The sequence below is a fragment of the Marinobacterium halophilum genome (assembly GCF_003014615.1).
Taxonomy (GTDB): Bacteria; Pseudomonadota; Gammaproteobacteria; order Pseudomonadales; family Balneatricaceae; genus Marinobacterium; species Marinobacterium halophilum.
The window spans coordinates 1-25,979 of the sequence record NZ_PYGI01000005.1 but is presented as its reverse complement, the minus strand read 5'-3'; the positions used below and the strand labels follow the sequence as shown (position 1 = coordinate 25,979).

Sequence of the window (25,979 nt, the reverse complement as noted above, 5' to 3'; positions counted from 1 at the left end):
AATCCCCCTAGACTTTTGTATGATGTTGACAATTTTTCAGTCTGGTTGAGTTGACGCTCGGATTTGGCATCGGTATGGTTGTTTCTTAAAATATTGTCGACAATCTTGATCGGGGTTGTGCAGAACGTGAGTGATAAAAGCGGGCAGCCGAAAACGGCGCCACTGGAACCTGAAGCACGGACATTGGCTGACAAGGTCTGCCGTCAGATCGTAACGGCGATCGTCAAGGGCGATATACCGCCCGGACACAAGATCAGTGAGCCTGAGCTGGCACGCACCTACGGCATTAGCCGTGGTCCGTTGCGTGAGGCGATTCGTCGCCTGGAAGGCTGGCGTCTTGTTGAGCGCAAGGCCCATGTGGGTGCGCGGGTCGTTCAGTTATCAACACGTGAACTGATCGAGATCTACCGAGTGCGCGAAGCACTTGAAGGCATGGCCTGCCGTCAGGCCGCACAGAACATGACGAATGAAGAGATCGCGAGCCTCAAACGCTTGCTGGACGAGCATGAAACCTCTGTCGAACAACGCGAGGGTCGGTCCTACTTTCAGAAAGAGGGCGATCTCGATTTCCATTACCGAATCGTACAGGGCAGTAAAAACTCCAAGCTGCTGGAGCTGCTGGGAGATGACCTGTATCACCTGGTACGTATGTACCGTTATCAATTCAGTGTATCCAGTTCTCGTCCCAAGCGGGCACTCAAAGAGCATCGCCAGATTATCGATGCGATCGAGTCCCGGGATGAAGAGCTGGCCGAAATGTTGATGCGTCGTCACATCAGTGCGGCCCGTCGCAACATCGAAGCCAAGCTGGATGTCGAGACCAAACCAGAAGGGGATGAACATGTCTAATTTGACCGCAGGTGCGCGCTTCCGTAAAGCATTGACTGAAAACCAGCCGCTGCAGATCGTAGGTACTGTTAACGCGTACAATGCAATGATGGCAACGCGTGTGGGTCATCAGGCGATCTATTTGTCCGGTGGCGGCGTCGCCAACGCATCGTATGGCCTGCCTGACCTGGGTATGACTTCCATGAATGATGTGCTGGAAGACGTGTGCCGTATCACCAGCGCAGTTGATACGCCGCTGCTGGTCGACATCGACACTGGTTGGGGTGGTGCATTCAACATTGCCCGTGCCGTGAAAGAGATGACTAAAGGCGGCGCGGCCGCTGTTCATATCGAAGATCAGGTTGCGCAGAAGCGTTGCGGCCACCGCCCGAACAAGGAAATCGTGTCTCTGGAAGAGATGGTTGACCGCGTCAAGGCTGCTGTAGACGCTCGTACCGATGAAGATTTCTTCATTATGGCCCGTACCGATGCGTTCCAGATGGAAGGTCTGAATGCTGCAGTTGAACGTGCCCAGGCGTGTCTGGAAGCCGGTGCCGACGGTATCTTCGCTGAAGCCGTGCATACGCTTGATGATTACCAGGCCTTTTCCAAAGGCATCAACGGCTCGCACCTGCTGGCCAATATCACCGAGTTCGGTGCTACGCCGCTGTTCAACAAGGCCGAGCTGGCTGACGCGGGTGCTACCATGGTGCTGTACCCGCTGTCCGCTTTCCGTGCAGCCAACAAGGCGGCACTGAATGTCTACGAACACCTGCTGAAAGACGGTGATCAGAAGGCGGTTGTTGACAGCATGCAGACCCGCATGGACCTGTACGACTTCCTTAACTATCACGATTTCGAGCAGAAGCTGGACGCCCTCTTTAAAGAAGGCAAAAACAAATAATAACACTGTGATCATCCGGGCAACCGGAAAGATGACAGATACAGGGAGGGTGCGCCCTCCCGACAACAGATGAAGGAGATACAGATGGCTGAAGCTAAAAAACTCAGTGGTGCAGGCCTGCGTGGCCAGTCAGCGGGTGAAACCGCACTCTGTACTGTCGGCAAAAGTGGTGCCGGCCTGACATACCGTGGCTACGACATCAAGGAACTGGCTGACAAGGCCGAATTCGAAGAAGTGGCCTACCTGTTGCTGTACGGCAAGCTGCCGAATCAGGCTGAGCTGAATGCATACAAAGCCAAACTGAAGAACATGCGTGCGCTGCCTGAAGCGCTGAAAGTCGTGCTTGAGCAGATCCCGAAAGACGCCCACCCGATGGACGTTATGCGGACCGGTTGCTCCATGCTGGGTAACCTGGAAACCGAGCAGGACTTCTCTGAACAGCACGATCATATCGATCGCATGCTGGCTGTATTCCCGTCGATCATCAACTACTGGTACAACTTTGCCCACAACGGCAAGCGTATCAACACCGAGACCGACGCGGACTCCATTGGCGAGCACTTCCTCTGGACCCTGCACGACAAGAAACCGGAGCCGCTGCACGTTAAAGTGATGCACGCTTCGCTGATCCTGTATGCCGAGCACGAGTTCAACGCCTCTACGTTCACGGCACGTGTATGTGCTTCTACATTGTCTGACATCCACAGCTGCGTGACTGCCGCGATCGGCTCACTGCGCGGCCCGCTGCATGGTGGTGCCAATGAAGCGGCCATGGCGATGATCGAGAGCTGGAAATCTGCTGATGAAGCGGAAGACGCGATCATGGGCATGCTGGCACGCAAAGACAAGATCATGGGCTTCGGTCACGCGATCTACCGTGACTCCGACCCGCGCAACGCGATCATTAAAGAATGGTCCGAGAAGCTGGCTGAGCAGGTGGGTGACACTGTGCTGTATCCGGTTTCCGAGCGTGTTGAAGCCGTCATGTGGCGTGAAAAGAAACTGTTTTGCAACGCAGACTTCTTCCACGCGTCGGCTTACCACTTCATGGGTATCCCGACCGAGCTGTTCACGCCGATCTTCGTATGTTCGCGTGTCGCAGGCTGGACCGCGCATGTCATGGAACAGCGTGCCAATAACCGCATCATCCGTCCGTCCGCGGACTACACCGGCCCCGAGTCGGCCGAGTGGGTTGCGATCGAAGATCGCGCCTGATTCTGTCCTTGAGTGGTGGCTGCCGTGGCAGTCGCCGTCTCAGCGGCATAATCACCTGGGTGCATGCGCTAGCAACGTGTTTGCGTGTGCCCCGCGTCAATGAATACTACTCGATGGATGCCCGACGCCATGAATACAGAATTCCGTAAATCCCTGCCCGGTACCGATCTGGACTACTTTGACACCCGCGCGGCCGTCGAAGCGATCCAGCCGGGCGCATACGCTACACTGCCATACACCTCGCGTGTACTGGCCGAGCAGCTGGTACGTCGCTGTGAGCCAGAAGCGCTGACCGACTCGCTGAAGCAGCTGATCGAGCGCAAGCGTGACCTCGACTTCCCATGGTACCCGGCCCGTGTGGTCTGCCATGACATTCTGGGTCAGACCGCACTGGTCGATCTGGCGGGTCTTCGTGATGCGATCGCTGAAAAGGGCGGTGACCCTTCCAAGGTCAACCCGGTAGTGCCGACTCAGCTGATCGTTGACCACTCGCTGGCCGTTGAAGCGGCAGGTTTCGATCCGGACGCGTTCGAAAAGAACCGCGCCATTGAAGACCGTCGCAACGAAGACCGTTTCCACTTCATCGAGTGGACTAAAACCGCATTCAAAAACGTGGATGTAATCCCGGCCGGTAACGGCATCATGCACCAGATCAACCTGGAGAAAATGTCTCCGGTGATCCAGGCGCGTGACGGTGTTGCATTCCCGGACACCTGTGTGGGTACTGACTCCCATACCCCGCATATAGACTGTCTGGGCGTTATTGCCATCGGCGTTGGTGGACTGGAAGCTGAAACCGTCATGCTGGGTCTGCCCTCCATGATGCGTCTGCCGGATATCGTCGGCGTGAAGCTGGTGGGCAAGCGTCAGCCGGGCATCACGGCAACGGATATCGTTCTGGCGATCACCGAGTTCCTGCGTCAGGAGCGCGTGGTGGGTGCCTATCTGGAGTTCTTCGGTGAAGGTGCCAATAGCCTGACCATCGGTGACCGTGCGACCATCTCCAACATGACGCCGGAGTTCGGTGCCTCTGCCGGCATGTTCTACATCGATGACCAGACGCTGGATTACCTGAGACTGACCGGTCGTGAACCGGAACAGGTTGCGCTGGTTGAGCAGTACGCCAAGGAAACCGGTCTCTGGGCAGACAGCCTGGTTGAAGCCGAATACGAGCGTGTACTGGAGTTCGATCTGTCCAGTGTTGTGCGCAACATGGCAGGTCCGTCCAACCCGCACCGTCGTCTGCCGACTTCTGAACTGGCTGAACGTGGTATTTCAGGTCATTTGGCAGAAGCGCAGGCGGAAGAGAAAGCAGGCTTGATGCCGGATGGTGCGGTGATCATCGCAGCGATTACCTCCTGCACCAATACCTCCAACCCGCGTAACGTGGTCGCGGCTGGCTTGCTGGCCAAAAAAGCCAACGAGCTGGGTCTTGTCCGCAAGCCGTGGGTGAAATCTTCTTTTGCACCGGGTTCCAAAGTAGCGCGTCTGTATCTGGAAGATTCTGGCCTGCTGCCTGAGCTGGAAAAGCTCGGTTTCGGTATCGTTGCCTATGCCTGCACCACTTGTAACGGCATGTCTGGCGCACTGGACCCCGAAATCCAGCAGGAGATCATCGATCGTGACCTGTACGCAACTGCCGTACTGTCCGGTAACCGTAACTTCGATGGTCGTATCCATCCGTATGCCAAGCAGGCGTTCCTGGCGTCTCCGCCACTGGTTGTTGCCTACGCGATTGCCGGTACCATGCGCTTCGATATCGAGAAAGATGTGCTGGGTACCGATCAGGCGGGTAACCCGATCACATTGAAAGATCTGTGGCCGTCGGATGAAGAAATCGATGCAATCGTAAAAGAAAGCGTCAAGCCGGAACAGTTCAACCAGATCTACATCCCGATGTTCGATCTGGGCAAGTTTGAAGAAGCTGAAAGCCCGCTGTATGACTGGCGTCCGATGTCTACCTACATCCGTCGTCCGCCATACTGGGAAGGCGCGTTGGCCGCTGAACGTACCCTGACCGGTATGCGTCCGCTGGCAGTACTGCCGGATAACATCACCACTGACCATTTGTCGCCGTCCAACGCGATCATGATGGACAGTGCTGCAGGTGAGTACCTGCACAAGATGGGTCTGCCGGAAGAGGACTTCAACTCGTACGCGACTCACCGTGGTGATCACCTGACCGCACAGCGTGCAACCTTCGCTAACCCGAAGTTGATCAATGAAATGGCCGTGGTTGATGGTGAAGTCAAACAGGGTTCGCTGGCGCGTGTCGAGCCGGAAGGCAAAGTCACCCGCATGTGGGAAGCGATTGAGACCTACATGGAGCGTAAGCAGCCGCTGATCATCGTGGCCGGTGCCGACTATGGTCAGGGTTCGTCCCGTGACTGGGCGGCCAAGGGCGTGCGTCTGGCGGGTGTTGAAGCGATCGTGGCTGAAGGCTTCGAGCGCATTCACCGCACCAACCTGGTGGGCATGGGCGTACTGCCGTTGCAGTTCAAAGCGGGCGAAACGCGTCACACCTACAACATCGATGGGACTGAAACCTACGATGTGAAAGGCGACATTTCACCGGGCGCTGAGCTGACACTGGTTATCAACCGTCGCAATGGCGAAACCGTTGAAGTTGCAGTGACCTGCCGTCTGGATACTGCGGCTGAAGTCAACGTGTACAACGCCGGCGGTGTACTGCAGCGTTTCGCACAGGACTTCCTGCAGTCTGAAACCACCAGCTGATCCCCATTTGCCCGAGCCATCGCTGATGGTTCGGGTATTTTCTGTTTCTTTCGTGGAGCATATCCATGTCCAGTGTTCCCCAGATTAAAGTACCTGCCACGTACATCCGTGGTGGTACCAGCAAGGGCGTCTTCTTTCGCCGTCAGGATCTGCCTGCCGCGTGTCAGGAGCCCGGTGCAGCCCGTGACAAGCTGCTGCAGCGTGTAATCGGCAGTCCTGATCCCTATGGTCAGCAGATCGACGGCATGGGTGGCGCGACCTCCAGCACCTCCAAGACGGTCATTCTGGATAAAAGTACCCAGCCGGATCACGATGTCGACTACCTGTTCGGGCAGGTTGCCATCAATAAACCGTTTGTGGACTGGTCCGGTAACTGCGGTAACCTGACCGCAGCGGTCGGTGCATTCGCCATCAGTGGCGGTCTGGTTGACGCTGACCGTATCCCTGAAAACGGTATCTGCACCGTGCGGATCTGGCAGAAAAACATCCAGAAGACGATCATCGCTCATGTGCCTATCACCCATGGTGAGGTGCAGGAAACCGGTGATTTCGAGCTGGATGGCGTGACCTTCCCGGCTGCCGAAGTGGTTATCGAATTCATGGACCCGGCCGATGGCGAAGGTTCCATGTTCCCGACCGGCAATCTGGTTGATGATTTGGAAGTGCCGGGTGTCGGTACGTTCAAGGCAACGATGATCAATGCGGGTATCCCGACAATCTTCGTCAACGCGGCTGATATCGGTTATACCGGTACCGAGCTGCAGAAAGACATCAACTCCGATGCTGAAGCGCTCGCACGTTTTGAAACCATGCGTGCCTACGGTGCGGTGAAGATGGGTCTGATTCAGGATATCTCTGAAGCCGTTGCTCGTCAGCATACGCCGAAGATCGCCTTTGTCGCCCCGGCTACTGACTATGAAGCGTCCAGTGGCAAGCAGATTACGACCAATGACATCGATGTTTGTGTGCGTGCCTTGTCCATGGGCAAGTTGCACCATGCAATGATGGGGACCGCCTCTGTTGCCATCGCAACGGCGGCTGCCGTGCCGGGTACGCTGGTCAACCTTGCTGCCGGTGGTGTTGATCGCGATGCCGTTACCTTTGGCCATCCTTCTGGCACCTTGCGTGTAGGCGCAGCGGCGGAAGAAGTCAATGGTGAATGGACCGCAAAGAAAGCGGTCATGAGCCGTAGTGCTCGCGTATTGATGGAAGGGTTGGTGCGTGTGCCAGGTGATATCTTCTGATATCACCATGATGACCAAGCATGCTTCAAACGCCCGCTAAGATAGCGGGCGTTTTGCGTTAGTGCTTTTATATCAATGCACTGTGCGCAAGAGTATGCCATATTGTCTGGATAAGTTTTTATGCCAGCACGGTGGCAGGGAGCGGTTTCCCATGAAGCAGAAGTTACTCAGGGCAGGCCTTTCGGCCGCACCGGTGTATAGCCTGATTGGTGTGATGTTGATTGTGTGCTTGGGTCTGACTGAGTATGTGGCGGGTTTGGCACAACAGCGCGCCGAACAGATCCTTCAGATGGAAGCGACTGTTGTGCTGGCGCGCATGCGTGCCAGAATGGAGAGTGAAATCAATTCGGTGCTTTACCTCTCCCGCAGTTTAACCACATTTATTGCGGTCCAACCGCAGAGTACCCCTGAACGCTGGCGTGAGCTCTCGCGAGAAATTGTGGGTGAGGCGCCGTTGGTTCGCAATATTGGTCTTGCTCCTGACAATGTGATTCGTTTCGTGTATCCGTTGCAAGGAAACGAAGCGGCAATCGGGTTGGATTACCGCACGAATGCACAGCAGTGGCCTGCTGTTGAGGAAGCCATGAGCAGTGGCAAGATGAAGCTGGCAGGGCCGGTGCCGTTGATTCAGGGTGGGCATGGGTTGATTGCTCGTACGCCGATCTATTACCAGGACGATGCGGTGCGTCGCTATTGGGGGCTGGCGTCTATTGTTGTCGACTATGATCGACTGCTTGGACAGGCCGATGTTCACGAGGTTTTGGGTGGGTTCAATATTGCCATCCGTGGTGCAGATGGGGAAGGCGAACAGGGTGACCTGTTCTTTGGTGAGGAAGTTGTCTTCGAGCAGGCACTGGCTAAAATGTCGGTGTATTTCCCCAGCGGTAGCTGGGTGATGGCTGCCAGTCTGACGCGACATACGTTGCCGTCTGTGGTGATCTTGAGACTGGTGTCATGGTTGATCATTGCCATTTTGGCGGGCGGAGCTGTGCTCATGTTTCAGCTGTACCGTTTTGCTCACAAGCAATCGTTGACCGATACCTTGACCGGCAGCGCCAATCGTCGTTTGCTGATGTATCGCGCCGAGCAACTGAGCCAATTGTATGCCAGAACCGGTGATGGCTTTGCGCTGCTATTCATCGACCTCAATCATTTCAAGCAGGTCAACGATACCTTCGGTCACCAAGTGGGTGACCAGTTATTGATTCAGGCAGCCGCGCGCATCGAGCAGAATACCCGAGTCAGCGATACGCTTGCGCGCAATGGTGGTGACGAATTTATTGTGTTGCAGCCGGGCGTTGCGCGGGAACATGTGGAGCAACTGGCGAGCAAAATAGAGGAGCTGATGGCAGAGCCATTCATCATTGATGGACTGACGCTCTCCATTTCGGCCAGTGTGGGGTATGCGGTTTTCCCGGATGATGGTCATTCGGCTGATGAAATCATCAATTTGGCCGACAGCCGGATGTATGAGCGCAAGCGCGAAAAGAAGCAGCTGGAAAAAAAGCAGGAAGGCGAAGGTTGAAAGCGGGGTGGTAAGGGTAGAGTGCGGAGCGGCCCTGAGGGGTGCCGCTCCGCATGAAGTCTGTGCCGGTCTTAACGGTTCGGCAGCACGGTCTTCAGTTTGTTGTTCATATCACGCATGCACTGTTCAGTTGCATCCCAATCGATGCAGGCATCAGTAACAGACACGCCGTGCTTGAGCTGGCTCAGGTCATCCGGAATGGACTGGCTGCCCCAGCCAAGGTTGCTTTCGATCATCAGGCCGACAATGGAGCCGTTGCCTTCCAGGATCTGGTTAGCCACGTTTTCGGCGACCAGCGGCTGCAGGGCGGGGTCTTTGCTGGAGTTGGCGTGGCTGCAGTCAACCATGATATTGCTCTGCTGTCCGGCCTTTTCCAGCGCCTGTTCACAAAGCTTAACGCTCACGGAATCATAGTTCGGCTTGCCGTTGCCGCCGCGCAGTACGACATGCCCGTAACGGTTGCCTCGGGTGCGGACCATGGACACTTCGCCATTACCGTTAATACCGAGGAAGTTGTGCGGATGGCTGACGGATTTCATGGCGTTGACGGCCACATCCAGGCCACCGTCGGTGCCGTTCTTGAAGCCGACTGCACAAGACAGGCCGGATGACATTTCGCGGTGAGTCTGGGATTCGGTGGTACGTGCGCCAATGGCTGACCAGCTGATCAAGTCCTGAATGTACTGCGGTGAAATCGGGTCCAGTGCTTCGGTTGCCAGCGGCAGGCCCATTTCAGAAAGGTCGATCAGCAGCTTGCGCGCAATATGCAGACCCTCTTCGATATCGAAGGAATCATTCAGGTGCGGATCGTTGATAAGGCCTTTCCAGCCCACGGTGGTGCGGGGTTTCTCGAAATAGACACGCATGACCAGATACAGGCTGTCCTTGACCTCTTCCGCCAGGGCTTTCAGCTTGCGACCATATTCCAGGGCCGCTTCCGGGTCATGGATGGAACAGGGGCCGACGACCACAAACAGGCGCTTGTCCTTACGGTCGAGTATGTCCTTGATCACCTGGCGGCCCTGCATCACGGTTGCCGCAGCGGCTTCAGTGATCGGCAGCTTGGCTTTGAGCTCTTCCGGAGTGATCAAGCGGATGTTGGATTCTATATTGAGGTCTTCTACGCGTGTATCGGTCATCTTATCGTCCTGACAGCGGCTGAAATGCTGGTTGTCGGCTTATGCGCAAACAATCCATTCTGTTTTACCACATCACTGCTGCGGTTATAAGTCTCTGAAGGTGTTAGATCTTGCTGAATACCGGAAGCGAGGGCCGAGATGATAAACTTTACGTAATAAGCAAAGGGCGGCGAACATTTACGCGTTGGCCCGGTCTTACCCACAGTGATATGACTGCATAAGGAAAATTGTCTTGTTGATGCGTGGATTGTTGCGGCCTTTGCTGCTGTTGGTTTCCCTGTTGTTTGCCGTCACGGCGCATGCCAGTCTGTTTGGTGCGGCCAGTGGCCAGCCTATGCATGTGGATGAGGCGTTCCAGTTGCGGGTTGAAGCGACCGACACCGGAGTGACACGGCTGGTCTGGTCGGTGGAGCCGGACTACTACCTGTACCGTGAACGTATTCAGATCGAAGTACCGGATGGCGTCGAGCTGATCGAACGTCGCGATGCCAGTGGCGACATGAAGGATGACCCACTGTTCGGTACGGTTGAGGTTTACCATAACGAAGCCAGTGTTGCCCTGTTGCTGGGCCATACGGCTGGAGCATCGGGCAGCGCCGAGTTGGCCGTGACCTATCAGGGGTGTTGGGATGGTGGCGTTTGCTATCCTCCGGTGACTAAAACAGTCAGTGTCAGCCACTTACCGGCGGCAGCAGGTTTGAGCTGGCCCGAAGATTTGGCTGAGGGTGCGACTGAGAATTCCGACGCGCCGGCATCGGCTGTACCGCTAAGCGAACAGGATCAGTTTGCTCAGCTGTTATCCGGCGATGACTGGCTGCTGATGATGGGCGCGTTTTTCCTGGCTGGGCTGGCGCTTTCATTGACCCCTTGCGTGTTGCCGATGATTCCCATTTTATCCAGCATCATCGCTGGGCAGGGGCATCATATCAGCACGATTCGTGCGTTCATGTTGTCGCTGGTCTATGTGCTTGCGATGGCGTTGACCTATACCGTGGCAGGTGTGGCCGCCGGTCTGTTCGGTGAGAATCTGCAGGCCGCTTTCCAGAACCCCTGGATCATCGGCAGCTTCAGTATTGTCTTTGTGCTGCTCGCCTGTTCCATGTTTGGTTTTTATGAATTGCAGTTGCCGTCTGCACTGCAGAGCCGTTTGAGTAATGTCAGCCACCGCCAGAAAGGTGGAACGTTGACCGGCGTTGCCGTGATGGGTCTATTGTCGGCACTGATTGTCGGCCCCTGTATGGCAGCCCCGTTGGCGGGTGCGTTGATCTACATCGGCCAGAGTGGTGACCCGGTTCTGGGCGGCAGTGCCTTGTTCAGCCTCTCCATGGGGATGGGCGTACCGTTGCTGTTGGTGGGCGCGTCTGCCGGTAAGTTGCTGCCACGCGCAGGAGCCTGGATGGAAGGCGTAAAAGCCGGCTTCGGTGTGGTCCTGCTGTTGATGGCGGTCTGGATGCTGGACCGGATCATGGCAACCGAAATCACCATGTTACTGATCAGTCTGATTCTGTTGATCAGTGCGGTCTATCTGGGCGCACTGGACCGACTGCAGGAGCATGCACGCGGCTGGCACCGTTTCTGGAAAGGTGTGGGTGTCATTTTGCTGGTGTACGGTGCAGCGCTGATGATCGGTGTGCTGTCTGGCGGTAACAGCCTGCTCTATCCGCTGCAAGGCGTTGTGGGCGGCGTTTCAGCCCAAAGTGCTCAGGCTACAAAACTGCCCTTTGAGGTGGTGAGTCGAGAAGCGGATCTGGATCGGTTGCTGGCTGAAGCCAAGCAGACAGGCCAGCCGGTGATGCTCGATTTTTATGCCGATTGGTGTGTCGCTTGTATTGAATTGGACTATGTTACTTTCAGTGATGCGGGGGTGCAGCAGGCGCTGGCACCCTTCAAATTGATCAAACTGGATGTGACAGCCAACGATGCAGATGCCAAATCATTGTATCGTCGTTTCTCCATTATCGGGCCGCCGGCGATTATCTTCTATGATGCCAGCGGTCAGGTGCGACCCGAGCTGACGTTTATCGGTGTAATCGACCCCGAAGATTTCATTGCCCAGGTGGGTCGCGTCCAGCATTAATTGTGCGGAGGTGGCCCTTGAGCAGGGGAATGGTTCTGATACTGGCGCTCTATGCCGGAGGTGTAGTGGCTGATGATGGGGAGCAGGGACGTATGCTGTATTACGGTGTGGAAATTGAACGTACCATTCAGGGCGTTGATTACACCGATGCCAACTGTGAAACCTGTCATGATGATGCGTTTTATCAGCGTGCTGACCGCAAGGTACACAGCTACGCGTCATTGGAGGCATTTGTCGAAGGCTGTAATACCAACCTTGATGTGGGCTGGTTTCCGGATGAAGTGTCGGCCGTTGCCAGCTGGATGAATGCAACGTACTACCGCTTCGAAGAATAACGCAGCAGGCCCCGTCAATGGCGGGGCCTGCTGCGTTCAGGGCTTATTGGCTCAGGACTGCAGTTCGGGCAGATTGCGGAACAACTCAAGTGCCTCGGGGTTGGCGAGGGCATCCTTGTTTTTGACCTCTTCCCCCAACACCATTTTGCGTACAGCCAGCTCGACAATCTTGCCACTGATGGTGCGCGGGATATCGGCCACCTGAATTACCTTGGCCGGCACGTGGCGCGGCGTAGTGTGGGCGCGTACCGTGTCACGTATCTGCTTGATCAATGCATCATCGAGCGTCAGGCCTTCCTGCAGGCGTACAAACAGCACCACGCGCACATCGTTGTCCCAGGGCTGTCCAATGCAGAGGCTTTCCTGCACCCCTTCCACCTTTTCCACCTGTCGATAAATCTCTGCAGTGCCGATGCGCACGCCACCGGGATTGAGTACCGCATCCGAGCGGCCATGGATCACCAGGCCGTCATGTTCGGTAATCTCGCCGTAGTCACCGTGGGCCCAAATATTGTCGAACTGGCCAAAGTAGGCATCATGGTATTTGCGTCCATCCGGGTCGTTCCAGAACCCGATGGGCATGGAAGGGAAGGGCTGGGTACATACCAGTTCGCCTTTCTCACCGCGCAAGGGACGGCCCTCATCATCGAAAATCTCCACCGCCATACCCAAGCCGCGGCATTGCAGCTCGCCTGCATAGACCGGCCGGATCGGGCAGCCAAGGGCAAAGCAGGACACGATATCGGTGCCGCCGGAAATGGACGAAAGCTGCAGGTCCGCCTTGATGTCACGGTACACATATTCGAAGCTTTCGTGTGCCAGAGGTGAGCCGGTCGACAGAACGGCCTTGAGGGCCGACAGATTATGGCTTTCACGGGGTTTGACGCCGGCCTTTTCCAGTGCGGCGATGTACTTGGCGCTGGTGCCGAAGATGCTGATCTTTTCCTGCTCGGCAATATCCCAAAGCACTTCCGGCCTGGGGGCAAAGGGTGAGCCATCGAACAGGATCAGCGTGCAGCCGGTGGCCAGTCCGCTGACCAGCCAGTTCCACATCATCCAGCCGCAGGTCGTATAATAGAACAGACGGTCATCACGGCCCACATCGGTATGCAGAATATGTTCTTTCAGGTGCTGGAGCAGTGTGCCCCCCGCACTGTGTACGATGCACTTTGGCACACCGGTAGTGCCCGAGGAGTACATTACGTATAGCGGGTGGTCGAACGGCAACTGTTCGAAATTGATCTCTTCTGCGGTGCTATCGACAAAATCGTCCCAGAGCACGGCGCGGTCGAGCTGGCTGATATCGGGTTGAGCATCAATGAAAGGGGCAACGACGATCGTTTCAACCGAGTTCAACTGATCTGCGATCCCTTGAACCCGCTCCAGGCTGTTAAGCACTTTGCCGTTATAGCGATACCCATCAGTTGTCAGCAGCACTTTGGGCTCGACCTGACCGAAGCGGTCGAGTACGCCGTTGATGCCAAAGTCCGGTGAGCAAGAGCTCCAGACGGCACCAATGGACGTTGTAGCCAGCATGCCGATCAGGGTGGCGGGGATGTTGGGCATGAAGCCGGAGACACGATCACCAACGGTGACACCCTGTCGGCGCAGTGCGCTGGCCAGCTGTGATACCTGGCGATACAGCTCGGCATGACTCAGTTCGATGCGGGTGTCATCTTCCCCACGGAAAATAACAGCAGGTCGGTCGTCGCGAAAACGCAGCAGGTTCTCGGCAAAGTTGAGGCGTGCCTCGGGAAACCAGCGGGCTCCGGGCATGCGTTCTGGATGTTCGAGTACCGTATCGCCCCGATGGCTGGCGATAACCCCGGCATAGTCCCAGAGCGCACCCCAGAAGGCAGGGCTGTCATCAATACTCCACTGGTACAGGCTGTCATAGGTATCCAATGACAGAGCATGTGATCGGTTCAGCTGCTGCATAAACTGGTAAATGCGAGTGCGCGTGCAACGCGTCTGATCCGGTGTCCAGAGTGGCGCCGTCATCGATCTCTCCTGATCTAATTATTATGAGTGAGATGGCAATCAAGCCGATAGACAATGAAAGTTTACGTTAACGTAAACTTTCATTGATATGCGCGGTGGAGTCAAGAGCATCGGGAAAGATTAGCGCAGGTAGGTCTTGCTGACTTCGCGGAATGTGTCGGTACCGGCTCGGCGCAGCCATTCGAAGGCGACCATTTCGCGGGTTACGACAAAAATGCCACATTGGCGGAAGCGTTCAAGGGCAGCAGCCTTGTCCGCTGGCGAACGTGATGAAACGCAGTCTTCGACAACATACACTTCATGGGCTTGTTGCTTCAGCTCAATGGCGGTTTGCAGAACGCAAACGTGGGTTTCCATGCCGATCAAAATGATCTGATGGTGTTTGCCTGCACTGATTAACTGGTTGGGCTCGGCGTCGGAGATTGCAGAGAAGTGGATCTTCTCGACGATATTCTCCGGTTGGATGCGCTCACGTATGGAAGGTACGGTGGTACCCAGGCCTTGGGGGTATTGCTCGGTCGCCAGTACTGGAACGTTCAGGCGGTTGGCAATATCGATCAGCCATTGACAGTTTGTCACCGTCACTTCAACGTCATGAATAACCGGTGCCATCCTGTCCTGGATATCAATGACCAACAGGCATGAGTTGTCGGGATGAATCAGCATAGTCTCGTCCTCTTGTTATGCGTCGCTGCAGCATAGCCTGAACAATGCCTGTCGTGAATTGCATGGCGCGTTTTGAGGGCGGCGCATTAAGAGATACAGACGTAAAAAAGGCAGACCTGGGTCTGCCATATAAGGGCAAAGCTGCAATGTGTGCATCGGGTGAACAATACCCGAAAGGAGATGAACCTGCTGGCAGGCGTGCCCTTCCAGCAGTTGAAACCATGCTAGCATAAAGCCATAAAAGATACAGTTTTTTATATTTAATATATATTAGTGTATCACTTAAGCGGCTAGGGTTTGGCTTGCGGTACTGGAGTCGGATCACGGCGCGTGCTATGAAATAGCCACAATAATGATAAATCCGTAGTCAAGGAGACCCCATGAAAGTGTATTCCATTGACGGCATTACGCCGGTGATTGACCCGACAGCCTTTGTGCATCCCAGTGCGGTATTGATTGGTGATGTCATTATCGGCCCTCGTTGCTATGTCGGGCCAGCCGCCTGTTTACGCGGTGACTTTGGTCGATTGGTGTTGAAAGAGGGTGCCAATATTCAGGATACCTGTGTGATGCATGGTTTCCCGGGTACGGATACCGTGGTGGAGGAGGATGGGCACATCGGTCATGGTGCCGTATTGCATGGTTGTGTGGTCAAGCGTAATGCGCTGGTCGGCATGAATGCCGTGATCATGGATGGTGCCGTGGTGGGTGAGTCTTCGATTGTTGCCGCGATGGCGTTCGTAAAAGCCAAGTTTGAAGTGCCTGATCGTACGTTGGTGGCAGGATCACCGGCTCGTATCGTGCGCGAGTTGGGCGAAAAAGAGATTGCCTGGAAAACGGCAGGGACCCGCCAGTATCAGGATTTGGCCGTGCGCAGTCTGAACACCATGCAGGCGGTGGAGCCGCTGACCGAAGTGGAGGCGGATCGGAAACGTCTCAGTTTCGAGGAAGATGTGGTGCCGTTGTATCAGGTCAAACAGACTGCCGAATAACGGGAGTGGGTGGAGGCATCGCGGATGCCGCCACCCATCACGATCAGCTATCGGTCGATGTGTCGCCTTCGTGGAACTGTGGCCAGTAGCGCTGGACAACAGGCCCGTGAGTATCGAAGGTATGACACGTATTCAACATGGGCGGCCGATTACCGCCCTGAGCGCCATAGTCTTCACGCTTTTCGCGTTCATGATGGGTCGTCTGATACGCGGTGGTTGCAAGAACGCCCAGCATTTCCAGCAGGTGGGTGCAGCCTTGGGTACCGCCAAGCAGTTCACGCGTGAGGCGGGTGAAACCGGGTGCAATACGGTGGCCAATCAGCTTGCGGAAATTATCTGCAATGCTGGGGCAATACTGGAATGGCGTGTAATCCATGCACGCTTCAACATCGAGAATATTCAGGTCGTAGTCGATAGTCAGCCGCAGTGACATTTTGTGCAGGGGCTCACCCGCTGGGATCACGCCATCGTTACGCTCGGCGACCTCCAGGTCAAAGCTTTTGATATCAATCAGCTCGCCTTCGATATCCCAGAGCCCATCGGCACGCTTGTAGCCGTTACAGGTAACATATCGGGTGTGTAGCGGCTCACGCTCAACAGGTGTGGACAAGGGCATGATAAAACGTACCTCGGAAATGATTGAACGGGTTCAGAGACCGCCAAAACGCTTATAGAAGCGTGGCGCAGGCTCTGGCAGCGGGCCATCGGCAGTTTCCTGTGTTTCGGATAGCCAATGGTCAGCCTGAGCATAGATCAGACGATAGATGTTGCGGCACAGCACCCGCGCCGACGTACCGGCCCAATCGGCGGGCAGGAGTTTTTCCGGCAGCAGCGGATCGCGCAACAACAGACGTCGATAATGATGAATCAACAGTGTGCGCAGCTGGAAGCACTGCTCCGGCTCCAGTGTGTCGGCGGATTTCAGTGCGCGCAGGATCGGGCGGAAGCGGTCAAGGAACTGTTGATAGTCCTCAGCCAGCTGTTGCAGGCTCCAGCACTCATGTACCAGCTGCTTGAGTGCTTCAGACGTTTGGCTATCAACCAGTTCGGAGCGCATGTGAATAACGTCGTTTTGGACGCACAGCTCCTGCAGTGTGTTGTTCAGTTCCTGGGCATCAGCCATCGGATGCGCCATGATGCTGGGAGCAATATTGCCGAAACCTTGCCACTCCAGCTCTTTCTTCAGCACCTTGCGCAGCTCGTTGTCCAGCTGGTTGGCCAGCACCATGTCCCATTTGCCGTCCCATTCGGGATACAGCTCGGCATAGATGCGGCGGAAGGCGCTTTCAAAACGGCGGCGGCCTGAATCCGTCAGGCTGTAATAGCTGCGTCGGCCGATCTGATTGGACGTGAGCCATCCGTCCTTGGTCAAACGGAAAATGGACGTCCTGACCAGACGCTGGTTGAGCCCCAGCGGTTCCAGCAGGTTGATCAGGCTACCCAGCCAGACGGTACCGCCACGCGCAGCAATGGCATCACCAAAAATGGTGATGATCAGCGAGCCTCCGCGGATGGGCCTCTGTTCCTGGAATTCCTGAATGAGCTCTTCTATACAGCGTATTTTTGTCATGCCTCGATTCTGTGTAGTCGGTACTGGCTGTTGTCCATATCGGCGTATTCGACAGTCACGCAGCAGACAGCAGGCAATGGATTCTAAGTGGCCCTGAGGTGATCATCAAGGATCGGCACGGGGTAGTCAGCTCATCGGTACTGTTATGATACATATTATACCAATAAACTAATAATTTAGTGTCACTAAATGGCGGAGTGCTCAAGTCGGTCGCATCTTCCTGAGACACTGGTCGCTGAGGCTTATCGGGCACCTATCATGTACCAGGTTACGGGATGTAGGTGGTTATATCCTGCAACGATTGATCGAACATGCGGCAGACTGAAAGCGTCGCGCTATCTCGCTTAGATAGTCACAGTACAGTAGGTTTTTGTGCTCTGGTTTGGGGGTAAAATACGGTAATAAGCCAGTGTCTGCTATCGCCTACTAGTAGTAGTTGCGTTAGTCCAAAGAGGCGGCTAATCTTTAGGTTTGAAAACCTAAAAGGCCAGATTTATGATCAATAAATCAACAGGTTGTGACAGGGTGGTGTGTGGTAATTGCTCTGAAGACAATAATTTGGATTTTAATTTCACAATGGCGTTTCAGCCCATTATTGATTGTAAAAAACAGACTGTTTTTGGCTATGAAGCACTGGTTCGAGGTTTGAATAATGAATCGGCCTATTCAATTATTTCTCGAGTCAACGATGAAAACCGCTATGTATTTGATCAACTTTGCCGAATCAAGGCTATCGCCCTAGCTTCAAGGCTGGGCATACGTTCGATGTTAAGTATCAACTTCCTTCCCAATGCCGTCTATCAGCCTGAACGATGCATCCGCACAACATTGGAAGCCGCCAATAAATATAGCTTTCCGACAGAGCAGATCATGTTCGAATTTACGGAAGTTGAGCGTATTGAAGATAGCGCTCATGTTGAGCGCATCGTCCGATACTATCAGTCACTGGGCTTTAAAACCGCCATTGATGATTTTGGATCCGGCTATGCAGGCCTGAATTTATTGGCGGATTTCCAAACAAACATCATAAAGCTGGATATGGAGTTGATCCGCAACATCGATCAGCACAAGGCGCGTCAATCCATTGTGACGAACTGTTTGAGAATATTCCGTGATCTTGATATTACGCCGTTGGCTGAAGGCATAGAGACGCGTGAAGAGTACCTGTGGTTGAAGGATGCCGGTATAGAGCTGATGCAGGGGTATCTCTTCGCCAAGCCCGGATTTGAAAGTCTCCCCGAAGTGGATTTTCTGTCTCATTGAGCCTGAGGGCTTATAACAATGCTCCGAGAAATCAGCGTGCTGCTAATCACTTGCGCGCAGCTCTGCTAATCACTTGCGCGCAGCTCTGGTAAACTGTTGCGCCAAGTATCCATGTAACCGAGCCAGTCTCGCAAGACAAGCAGCAGATATGCGCGGCCAAGCACCGCAGGCAAATGCAAGAATGCCCGTGCGCCGTTGCATTTCTGGCTACAGATAACTGACCGGAGTGTTATCGATGAAAGCTTCAATGACCCTGAAAAAACTGTGCGCCGCCGCTGTGGCCGCTACCACCCTGACACTCTCAACCGCACAGGCAGAGTCTGTCTATGTGGCCACGACAGCGATTGTGGAACATGCGGCACTGGACTCTGTACGTGACGGCATCAAACAGACTCTGGAAGAGAGCGGTTACACCGATCAAAACCTGAAATTCACCTACGAGAGCGCCCAGGGCAACCCCGCCGTAGCGGCACAGATTGCTCGTAAACTGGTGGGTGACGGACCGGATGTTATCGTCGGTATCTCTACACCCTCGGCGCAAAGCCTGGTGAGCGCAACCCGTGACATACCTATCGTATTCTCGGCTGTAACCGACCCTCTGTCAGCGAAACTCGTTGCCAACCTGGATGCGCCGGGTGGCAACGTCACTGGTTTGTCGGACAAAACCCCGGTTGCCCAGCATCTTGAACTGATCCGCGAGTTTGTACCCGAGTTGACCCGCTTGGGCGTGCCCTATAATCCGGGTGAGCCGAACGCCGTCGCGATCGTGGCATTGCTGAAGGAAGAAGCGGCCAAGCAGGGCATCACCATTGTTGAAGCACCGGCCCCGAAATCATCCGACGTGATGATGGCGTCACAGAAACTGATCGGTGACGTTGAAGCCATTTACTGCCCGACAGACAACACCATCCTGACGGCGCTGGAGTCGGTGGTGAAAGTCGGTATTGATGGGCGTATTCCGGTGTTTTCTGCTGATACTGACTCAGTCAAGCGAGGAGCCGTTGCGGCACTGGGCTTCAACTATTTCGATATTGGCCGTCAAACCGGTGACGTCATCGTACGTATCCTGAAAGGTGAAATGGCCGGTGATATCCCCGTGCGTGTGGCCAGTGGTTCCGACCTGTACGTGAACACCAAAATGGCCCCGCTGATGGGCATCGAAATCCCTGCGGCCGTGCTGGCGCGTGCGACTAAAGTGATCCAGTAACACCCGAACCGGCGCTGCCGAGGCCACGAGTACTTAGTGAGCCTGGGCATGCGCCGTGCTGCGACACCTGACACGGTAGATTCAAATGTCTCTCTTCTCTTTTATGGGTACGCTGGAAATCGGCTTTATTTTTGGCTTGGTTGCTCTCGGCGTGTACCTGACCTTCCGCGTGCTCGATTTTCCTGATCTCACGGTCGACGGCAGCTTCACGATGGGTGCGGCACTGGCGGCGGCACTGATCATTTCCGGGGTGAACCCCTACCTTGCCACAATCAGCGCAGTCTTTGGTGGTGCCGCCGCCGGACTGGTGACCGCGTGGCTCAACTTGCGCTTCAACATCCTGCACCTGCTGGCCAGTATCCTGACCATGACGGCGCTGTACACCATCAACCTGCGCATCATGGGCAAGCCCAACCTGGCGCTGATCATGGAACCGACTGTATTGTCGCCGTTCCAGTCGCTGGGTATTCCGAGCATGTACCTCAAGGTCATATTCGTAGCGGTAGTGGTGATTGCGATCGGCCTGCTGCTGGCCTGGTTCCTCAATACCCAGTACGGCATGGCGATGCGCGCCACAGGTGCCAACCCGCGCATGGCGCAGGCCAACGGCATCGTCGTAAACCAGAAAATCTATGCCGGGCTGGCACTGTCCAACGGACTGGTCGCACTGGCGGGTGCATTATTTGCCCAGACCAACGGCTTTGCCGACTCGACCATGGGCGTCGGCACCATTGTCGTCGGCCTGGCGGCGGTAATCGTGGGCGAGAGCCTGTTCAACAGCCGCTCCATGCTGGTCATTGTACTCAGCTGCATCATTGGCTCGTTGCTGTATCGACTGGCCATCGCAGTGGCCCTGAACGCCGACTTTATCGGCTTCACTACATCCGATCTCAACCTGATTACCGCTGTACTGGTTGGCCTGGCGCTTATCCTGCCGCAGCTGCGCCGTGAGTGGAAAGCCCGCAAAGCCGCCAAGGGAGATGCCGCATGATCCGCTGTGAACAGCTTAAAGTGACCTTCAATCCCGGCCTGGCGACGGAAAAACGCGCTCTGTGCGGTGTTGATCTGAGCATTCCCCAGGGCGAGTTTATCACCGTGATCGGCTCCAACGGCGCGGGTAAATCGACCCTGCTCAACACCATTGCCGGTGACATTCGCAGCTCTGGCGGGCGTCTCTACTTTGATGACCGTGACGTAACCGCGTTGTCAGCCGCTGCGCGTACCCGCGATGTGGCCCGCGTATTTCAGGACCCGCTGGCGGGCACCTGTGGCGAGATGACCATTGAAGAGAACATGGCACTGGCCTATGGCCGCGGCAAGCGGGGCGGTTTGAAACTGGCGCTGAACGATCGCCTGCGCACACTGTTCCGCGAGCAGCTGTCGCGTTTGAACCTGGGCCTTGAAGACCGGCTGGACGCCCAGATGGGCCTGCTGTCGGGTGGCCAGCGCCAGTCTGTTAGCTTGCTGATGTCTGCGCTGCAGCCCAGTAAAATTCTGCTGCTGGACGAACACACCGCCGCACTGGACCCGAAAACAGCCGCACTGGTGATGGAAATTACCGACCAGATCGTCACGGAGAAAAAGCTCACCGTGCTGATGGTCACTCACTCCATGCGTCAGGCGCTGGACCACGGCACCCGCACCCTCATGATGCATGAAGGCAAGGTCGCGTTTGATTTGGCCGGTGAAGAGCGCAGCAACTACGGTGTAAAAGACCTGCTAAACCTGTTCGCCCAGATGCGTCCCGACGGGGAAGAACTGGACGACGACAAACTGCTGCTGGGGGCCTGATTCAGCACAGGCCCAACCACAACAGAGTGCTGAGACCTTGGTCGTCTTGAGCACTCTGTTGCTTTATTCAAACACTCAATCAGGTTAAGCTCAGTTAAACAGTGGCATGGAGTTGGCCACTGTAAGGGACCATCCTCAGGCAGATAACAGGGAAGAGGCCATGCCAGCCACATCCACAGCCCAAAGCGGCACATATGACTACCCGAACAGCCCGTTGTTTGCGGCTGTGAGTACCTGTTTGCTCAATACCCGCTGGATGCTATGGCATCATGAAAATTACCTTTTTTCAATATATGGAAAATATAACCTGTTGTTTTTAAAGAAATATTATATTGGTGGCCAGAATTAAAAGGTATACCCGCTAATAATTATTATGAGGTATTAGACCTCATAAATAGGCTGTTATAAATCAGGGAGAATGTATGGCTTTTGATATGTACATCGGTAACCAGCATGATTCGATTGATGTTCAAGAAGAATACATACTATCCATGATCGATGGCGACGAGAAAGAATATCCTCAGCTAAATAAAATGCATTTGAATTTTTATGGAAATGTTGTTTTTTCTTCACTTGAAGCAAGCGAACTCATATTTGAATTGCTAAAATTGAATTCATTAAATATTTATTCAAATGCACAATTCAAATTACTTATCCTTCGCTTATCAAGCTTTTTTAGTATTGCCGTTAGAAAAAACCAAGAGATAATCTGTGCAGGGGATTAGATTTTATAACAAGGTGTTCAAGTTCGTTCGCTGCACTCACTGGGACCTTCGCAGCTGTGCTGCTTCGGCCCCTTAACACGGCGTTAGCATCATGAGGAGAGTTCATGCCTAGAAAAGGAATATTCTATTTTGCGACCAAAGCAGATATGGAATCAGGACTTGAAAAAATTGAATCAGAGGTATCAATTAAATATACCAGACTTGGTTTATTTGATTCGCCAGAGACAACTGAGTATAAGACGTACAAAGATTTTCCTGACTTCGGGCTTTCAACGCAAGGCACCACTAATTCTCAACCGATCTACCTAATCTATCCGAGCGACTTTAAAGTGGTGCCAAAAGAAGTTCCACAGCGTAGAGGTGGTATCAAGTATTCAGTAAATGATATGAATAAACAAATGGAAATCTGTTTTAGATTCGTACCTTCTGGGGAGTATGAAGAGGCATACCTTATTCCAGGTGAGTTTTCTCCTGGTATCAGTGATTTTTCTACATCACTTTATAAAACCTTCAGGAAAGTGTTTCTAAAGAACTTTAAAAAGGTAAAGTCATACAGTGTTGGTCCAGAGGCATACCAAAAATTTGAATCGGGTATCCCTTTAACTCCAAGCTATAAGGCAAAACCAGAAATGTACTTACAATGCTAACAAGCGCATGTTGTCGGACTGGTTTTCCGCTGCGCTCCAAACAAGCCGCAAATGCGGGCGTTACATTCCTGAGGAATATCGTGTCTCGTAGCCAATTAAGATTTGAAAGATGGAAATCTCGAGAACTCAGCTCTTGGACATTTCAGGTTTTTCAGAAACATAATCGTGAATTAAGCAGGATGTATATCGCGCATATTGCTGCACATTCTTATGTATATACAAATCTTGGGAAATCTGCCAAGTGGGATGATGGAGTTACTAAACACTTCTCATTTTCTGATCCGACACATGAAAATTCATTTGAAAATCTTCGCAGTTGGTCCGATTCGTTTAATTCGTTTGACAATTGGATTAACCTAAATTCTGTTATGGCTATGGCTTCCAACTTAGAAACCTATATGGCTACAGTAATAAAATTGGCTTTGGAGTCGGATGTAGGGGTTTTATATGGAGCTAATCGAAAAATAGATGGCGCGTCGATATTAAAGCACGGAAAGTCGCAACCATTCGACTTTGAAGATAAGGTTATATCATGTACAAAAGGTGAATGGGGTAGTCGTGTCGCTGCCTATGAACGTGTGTTCGGGAAAGTTCCTGGTAAGTTAAAAGATAATGTTTCAACGCTCGAAAAAATTAGAAATTTAAGAAATAGAGTGGGTCACTCTTTTGGCAGAGATATTGAGAAAAGTAGAAACCACGATGTAATTGATATTATGCCTATTGAGAAACTGCAACGAGAAAATACTATTGAGTACCAGAGTTTGATCTATGCGGTCGCAAAAGACATTGATAGGCATCTTCTTGAAAACCATATCGGGGAGTATCAAACACTCTATTTTTACCATAAGTTGGCTTCTGATCTCCCAGATACGGACCATAATAAAAATCATAAAGTGAGGGTTAACCTTCTAAAAAAGGAATTGGGCCGATTCGGTGCTTATAAAGCTGGAAAGAATTTTTGTTCTGGTTTGATTGAATATTATGAACAGCTATAAATGTAACAAGTGGCTGCTACGGACCGCACTACGCTTCGCTCCATGCGGCCCCAGAGCCAGGCGTTAGCATTCAGGAAGATGTGAGCTGGAATTATGGATAAGATCACAGATTTACAATACGAACATAAAGCTGCGGACCTGCTACATGACGGATTATATGGTTTTTCTTGGGACTCTCATGAAATAGATAAGGTTAATCTTGTATCAATTTTTAAAGATGCTTGTAGGCTTATTAATCGTGGTGGTGAGCATAATGAAGAATACATGTGCGCCGAAGCTGTTGTTTCTTCTTGCATTCGAGCAGTGAGGTGTATTTGCTTAGATGAAGCAGCATCATTTACCTTGATTCAAGGTCAGCCCCAAAAACTAAATGCTTTAAGTCAGTATGAAAACGCAGTTAGAAATTACGAGTATATGAAGAATTTCAAAAAATGCTAACAAGAAATTCAAGGCGCCCGCAAGCGGGCTGGGACCTCAAAAGCTATGCTTTTTCGGCCCCTTAATTGAGCGTTAGCTCTCCTATCTAAGAGGTGGCTTTAAATGAGTAATATATCGCAGTTTAACGAGATTTCTGCTTTAATATTTCCTAAGCTTTATGAGGTATTCCCAAGTAAATTGGATCTTCGTGTCAGTGATTACCCTGATTTTGATAATGAAGAGAGTTCTAGCATATTTATTAATACGGTTTCTTTTTATTTTGATGAGGGTTACATAAAATATGATGATCAATTATATGGTGGATTTTTTGGAGTAAGGCTAACTTCGAAAGGTTTCTCTATTTTAAATATTGAGGCTCCCGTGAAATTAGAAATTGAATCTAATTTGGTTGGTGCAATTAAGGACGCTGCTGAAACTGGAAAAAAAGAGCTAATCAAGAGCTTAGTCTCTACGGTAATAAAATACGGAAGTAGTCTCTTATGAGGCTAACAAGGCAATGAAATTCGTTCCGGCCCTTTGGGCCTCCACCGGACCAAAAAAGCTACGCTTTTCGGTCCGTTTATTGCGGCGTTACGTGTCCCGCTAAATTAGAGTATGGGTTTTTGATTTGAATTTTTCAGAAGAGTTATTGCGCGCTATCGCAAATTGGCAAAAAGGTTGGAGGGAGGATCAATCAAAGCGGATTGAGCTCTCTGAGAAATTGCTTGAGTCCACAAAGGGGCTCGATCCGACTTTTAGAAAGGTACCTTCTATATGCTATCGAAAACGCTTCCTGCATGAAGGAGAGCTCGTTGACATAATCCTGAAAGATGAAAAGAGCGAGGGGGTCGTTAGCTGGACCATAGACAAAGAGTTTGCTGAGCGATTCAAAGACCTCCAAAAAGAAGGAGCAGTCTCAGGGGCTATATTTGAGCATAAGCCTACGGATGAAGAGGTGGTAATTAATATTTGTGCGTTGTGGCAAAATCAGGAATTCATAGAGGCGGCGGACAAATTCAAAGAGAATTTTCCAGAAGAGTCTAAGCCTTTATTTCACTTTAAAGATTCACAAGGCGAGGTTGTACTAACTTCGCCGCTTAAAGCATCTGAGATTATTGCCCTTACTGGCGCATCTAGCCCATTTGACGATCTATGTGATCAAGCTGGAATAGCAGAAAGCCAGAGAGATGACCTATTTAGAAAGCTGGTTCAGGAAGGTCAAACACCTGGAGAGCTTAGATACACCTCTAGGGAAAGTGCGCAAAGAATTATTGATAATACAGTTCGTAAGATCTATGAAAAGGTCCAAGCGTATAAGGCCAATAATGCGGCTTCCGAAAACACGTAACAAGTGACTGTGGTGTTTTGTCAATATATTAAGCCGTTTTTTGGCACCATACTTCCTCGTTTTTCAGGAGTGTGTTGAGCACCACAATGAGCTTACGCATGCAGGCAATGATGGCGACTTTGGGCAGTTTTCCCTGAGCTTTAAGGTGTTCGTAAAAACGTTTGAACACGGGGTTGCACTGGATAGATGAGAGCATTGCCATGAACATGACCGTACGTACCCTGTGACGACCTCCTCGGATGCGTCGTTTGCCGCTCCTGGTGCCACTGTCGCGGTTCATCGGTGCGACACCGACAAGAGCTGCAATTTCTTTACGGTTGAGTTTACCGAGCTCTGGCAACTCGGTGATGAGGG

General features: G+C 52.9%; 25 protein-coding genes. 19 read left to right on the top strand and 6 right to left on the bottom strand.

Annotated features, from left to right (window positions below; all coding sequences use genetic code 11):
* The first annotated feature begins 126 nt into the window (after positions 1–126).
* The 6 genes from CLV44_RS04515 (at position 127) to CLV44_RS04490 (ending at position 8,452) form a co-directional block, all read left to right on the top strand.
* Positions 127–849, top strand: coding sequence for a GntR family transcriptional regulator (locus tag CLV44_RS04515; protein WP_106591045.1), 723 nt, complete (start codon positions 127–129; stop codon positions 847–849).
* On the top strand, positions 842–1,732 hold the full coding sequence (gene prpB, locus CLV44_RS04510) for a methylisocitrate lyase (protein ID WP_106590922.1): 891 nt from the start codon (positions 842–844) through the stop codon (positions 1,730–1,732). The genes CLV44_RS04515 and prpB overlap by 8 nt, the downstream gene beginning before the upstream one ends.
* A gap of 84 nt (positions 1,733–1,816) precedes the next feature.
* Positions 1,817–2,947: a bifunctional 2-methylcitrate synthase/citrate synthase gene (prpC, locus tag CLV44_RS04505; protein ID WP_106590921.1), complete on the top strand. Its 1,131-nt coding sequence runs from the start codon at positions 1,817–1,819 to the stop codon at positions 2,945–2,947.
* Positions 2,948–3,076: 129 nt separating this feature from the next.
* Entirely contained in the window at positions 3,077–5,683 is a 2,607-nt protein-coding gene (gene acnD / locus CLV44_RS04500) for a Fe/S-dependent 2-methylisocitrate dehydratase AcnD (protein WP_106590920.1), read from the top strand.
* Positions 5,684–5,748: 65 nt separating this feature from the next.
* Complete coding sequence (prpF, locus tag CLV44_RS04495) at positions 5,749–6,927, top strand: 2-methylaconitate cis-trans isomerase PrpF (RefSeq protein ID WP_106590919.1); 1,179 nt, start codon at positions 5,749–5,751, stop codon at positions 6,925–6,927.
* 151 nt (positions 6,928–7,078) lie between these two features.
* Complete coding sequence (locus CLV44_RS04490) at positions 7,079–8,452, top strand: diguanylate cyclase domain-containing protein (protein ID WP_170069260.1); 1,374 nt, start codon at positions 7,079–7,081, stop codon at positions 8,450–8,452.
* 71 nt (positions 8,453–8,523) lie between these two features.
* On the opposite strand, the gene CLV44_RS04485 is transcribed toward CLV44_RS04490, so the two are convergent.
* Positions 8,524–9,591, bottom strand: a complete 1,068-nt coding sequence (locus CLV44_RS04485; protein WP_106590917.1) for a 3-deoxy-7-phosphoheptulonate synthase — start codon at positions 9,589–9,591, stop codon at positions 8,524–8,526.
* Positions 9,592–9,829: 238 nt separating this feature from the next.
* On the opposite strand from CLV44_RS04485, the gene dsbD reads away from it, so the two are divergent.
* Complete coding sequence (dsbD, locus tag CLV44_RS04480) at positions 9,830–11,668, top strand: protein-disulfide reductase DsbD (RefSeq protein ID WP_106590916.1); 1,839 nt, start codon at positions 9,830–9,832, stop codon at positions 11,666–11,668.
* A 17-nt stretch (positions 11,669–11,685) separates the two neighbouring features.
* Positions 11,686–12,003 (top strand): hypothetical protein, encoded by a 318-nt coding sequence (locus CLV44_RS04475; RefSeq protein WP_245912601.1) that lies wholly within the window; start codon positions 11,686–11,688, stop codon positions 12,001–12,003.
* A gap of 51 nt (positions 12,004–12,054) precedes the next feature.
* On the opposite strand, the gene CLV44_RS04470 is transcribed toward CLV44_RS04475, so the two are convergent.
* Positions 12,055–14,004: an acetoacetate--CoA ligase gene (locus CLV44_RS04470; protein WP_106590915.1), complete on the bottom strand. Its 1,950-nt coding sequence runs from the start codon at positions 14,002–14,004 to the stop codon at positions 12,055–12,057.
* 120 nt (positions 14,005–14,124) lie between these two features.
* Positions 14,125–14,670 (bottom strand): hydrolase, encoded by a 546-nt coding sequence (locus CLV44_RS04465; RefSeq protein WP_106590914.1) that lies wholly within the window; start codon positions 14,668–14,670, stop codon positions 14,125–14,127.
* A gap of 380 nt (positions 14,671–15,050) precedes the next feature.
* Between CLV44_RS04465 and paaY the strand changes: the two genes are divergently transcribed.
* Positions 15,051–15,662: a phenylacetic acid degradation protein PaaY gene (gene paaY / locus CLV44_RS04460; RefSeq protein WP_106590913.1), complete on the top strand. Its 612-nt coding sequence runs from the start codon at positions 15,051–15,053 to the stop codon at positions 15,660–15,662.
* Positions 15,663–15,705: 43 nt separating this feature from the next.
* On the opposite strand, the gene CLV44_RS04455 is transcribed toward paaY, so the two are convergent.
* Both CLV44_RS04455 and paaX read right to left on the bottom strand, forming a co-directional pair.
* Positions 15,706–16,278, bottom strand: a complete 573-nt coding sequence (locus CLV44_RS04455) for a DUF2889 domain-containing protein (protein ID WP_106590912.1) — start codon at positions 16,276–16,278, stop codon at positions 15,706–15,708.
* A gap of 33 nt (positions 16,279–16,311) precedes the next feature.
* Positions 16,312–17,232, bottom strand: a complete 921-nt coding sequence (gene paaX, locus CLV44_RS04450; RefSeq protein ID WP_106590911.1) for a phenylacetic acid degradation operon negative regulatory protein PaaX — start codon at positions 17,230–17,232, stop codon at positions 16,312–16,314.
* 495 nt (positions 17,233–17,727) lie between these two features.
* Here paaX and CLV44_RS04445 point away from each other — a divergent pair, with 495 nt between their 5' ends.
* The 10 genes from CLV44_RS04445 (at position 17,728) to CLV44_RS04400 (ending at position 25,625) form a co-directional block, all read left to right on the top strand.
* Entirely contained in the window at positions 17,728–18,495 is a 768-nt protein-coding gene (locus CLV44_RS04445; RefSeq protein WP_106590910.1) for an EAL domain-containing protein, read from the top strand.
* Positions 18,496–18,730: 235 nt separating this feature from the next.
* Complete coding sequence (locus CLV44_RS04440) at positions 18,731–19,702, top strand: ABC transporter substrate-binding protein (RefSeq protein ID WP_245912600.1); 972 nt, start codon at positions 18,731–18,733, stop codon at positions 19,700–19,702.
* An 85-nt stretch (positions 19,703–19,787) separates the two neighbouring features.
* Positions 19,788–20,693 (top strand): ABC transporter permease, encoded by a 906-nt coding sequence (locus CLV44_RS04435; protein WP_106590909.1) that lies wholly within the window; start codon positions 19,788–19,790, stop codon positions 20,691–20,693.
* Positions 20,690–21,493 carry an ABC transporter ATP-binding protein gene (locus CLV44_RS04430; protein ID WP_106590908.1) on the top strand — a complete coding sequence of 268 codons (804 nt, stop codon included), beginning with the start codon at positions 20,690–20,692 and terminating at the stop codon, positions 21,491–21,493. The genes CLV44_RS04435 and CLV44_RS04430 overlap by 4 nt, the downstream gene beginning before the upstream one ends.
* Before the next feature lie 422 nt (positions 21,494–21,915).
* Positions 21,916–22,218 (top strand): hypothetical protein, encoded by a 303-nt coding sequence (locus tag CLV44_RS04425; RefSeq protein ID WP_106590907.1) that lies wholly within the window; start codon positions 21,916–21,918, stop codon positions 22,216–22,218.
* 104 nt (positions 22,219–22,322) lie between these two features.
* Complete coding sequence (locus CLV44_RS04420; protein WP_106590906.1) at positions 22,323–22,865, top strand: hypothetical protein; 543 nt, start codon at positions 22,323–22,325, stop codon at positions 22,863–22,865.
* Positions 22,866–22,945: 80 nt separating this feature from the next.
* Entirely contained in the window at positions 22,946–23,860 is a 915-nt protein-coding gene (locus CLV44_RS04415; protein ID WP_211298078.1) for a hypothetical protein, read from the top strand.
* 93 nt (positions 23,861–23,953) lie between these two features.
* Entirely contained in the window at positions 23,954–24,298 is a 345-nt protein-coding gene (locus tag CLV44_RS04410) for a hypothetical protein (RefSeq protein WP_106590904.1), read from the top strand.
* A 102-nt stretch (positions 24,299–24,400) separates the two neighbouring features.
* Entirely contained in the window at positions 24,401–24,781 is a 381-nt protein-coding gene (locus CLV44_RS04405) for a hypothetical protein (RefSeq protein WP_106590903.1), read from the top strand.
* Between the two features lie 124 nt (positions 24,782–24,905).
* Positions 24,906–25,625 carry a hypothetical protein gene (locus CLV44_RS04400; protein ID WP_106590902.1) on the top strand — a complete coding sequence of 240 codons (720 nt, stop codon included), beginning with the start codon at positions 24,906–24,908 and terminating at the stop codon, positions 25,623–25,625.
* 28 nt (positions 25,626–25,653) lie between these two features.
* Here the strand turns inward: CLV44_RS04400 and CLV44_RS04395 are convergent.
* On the bottom strand, positions 25,654–25,979 hold a 326-nt coding region (locus CLV44_RS04395), incomplete at its 5' end, for a transposase (RefSeq protein WP_146139981.1).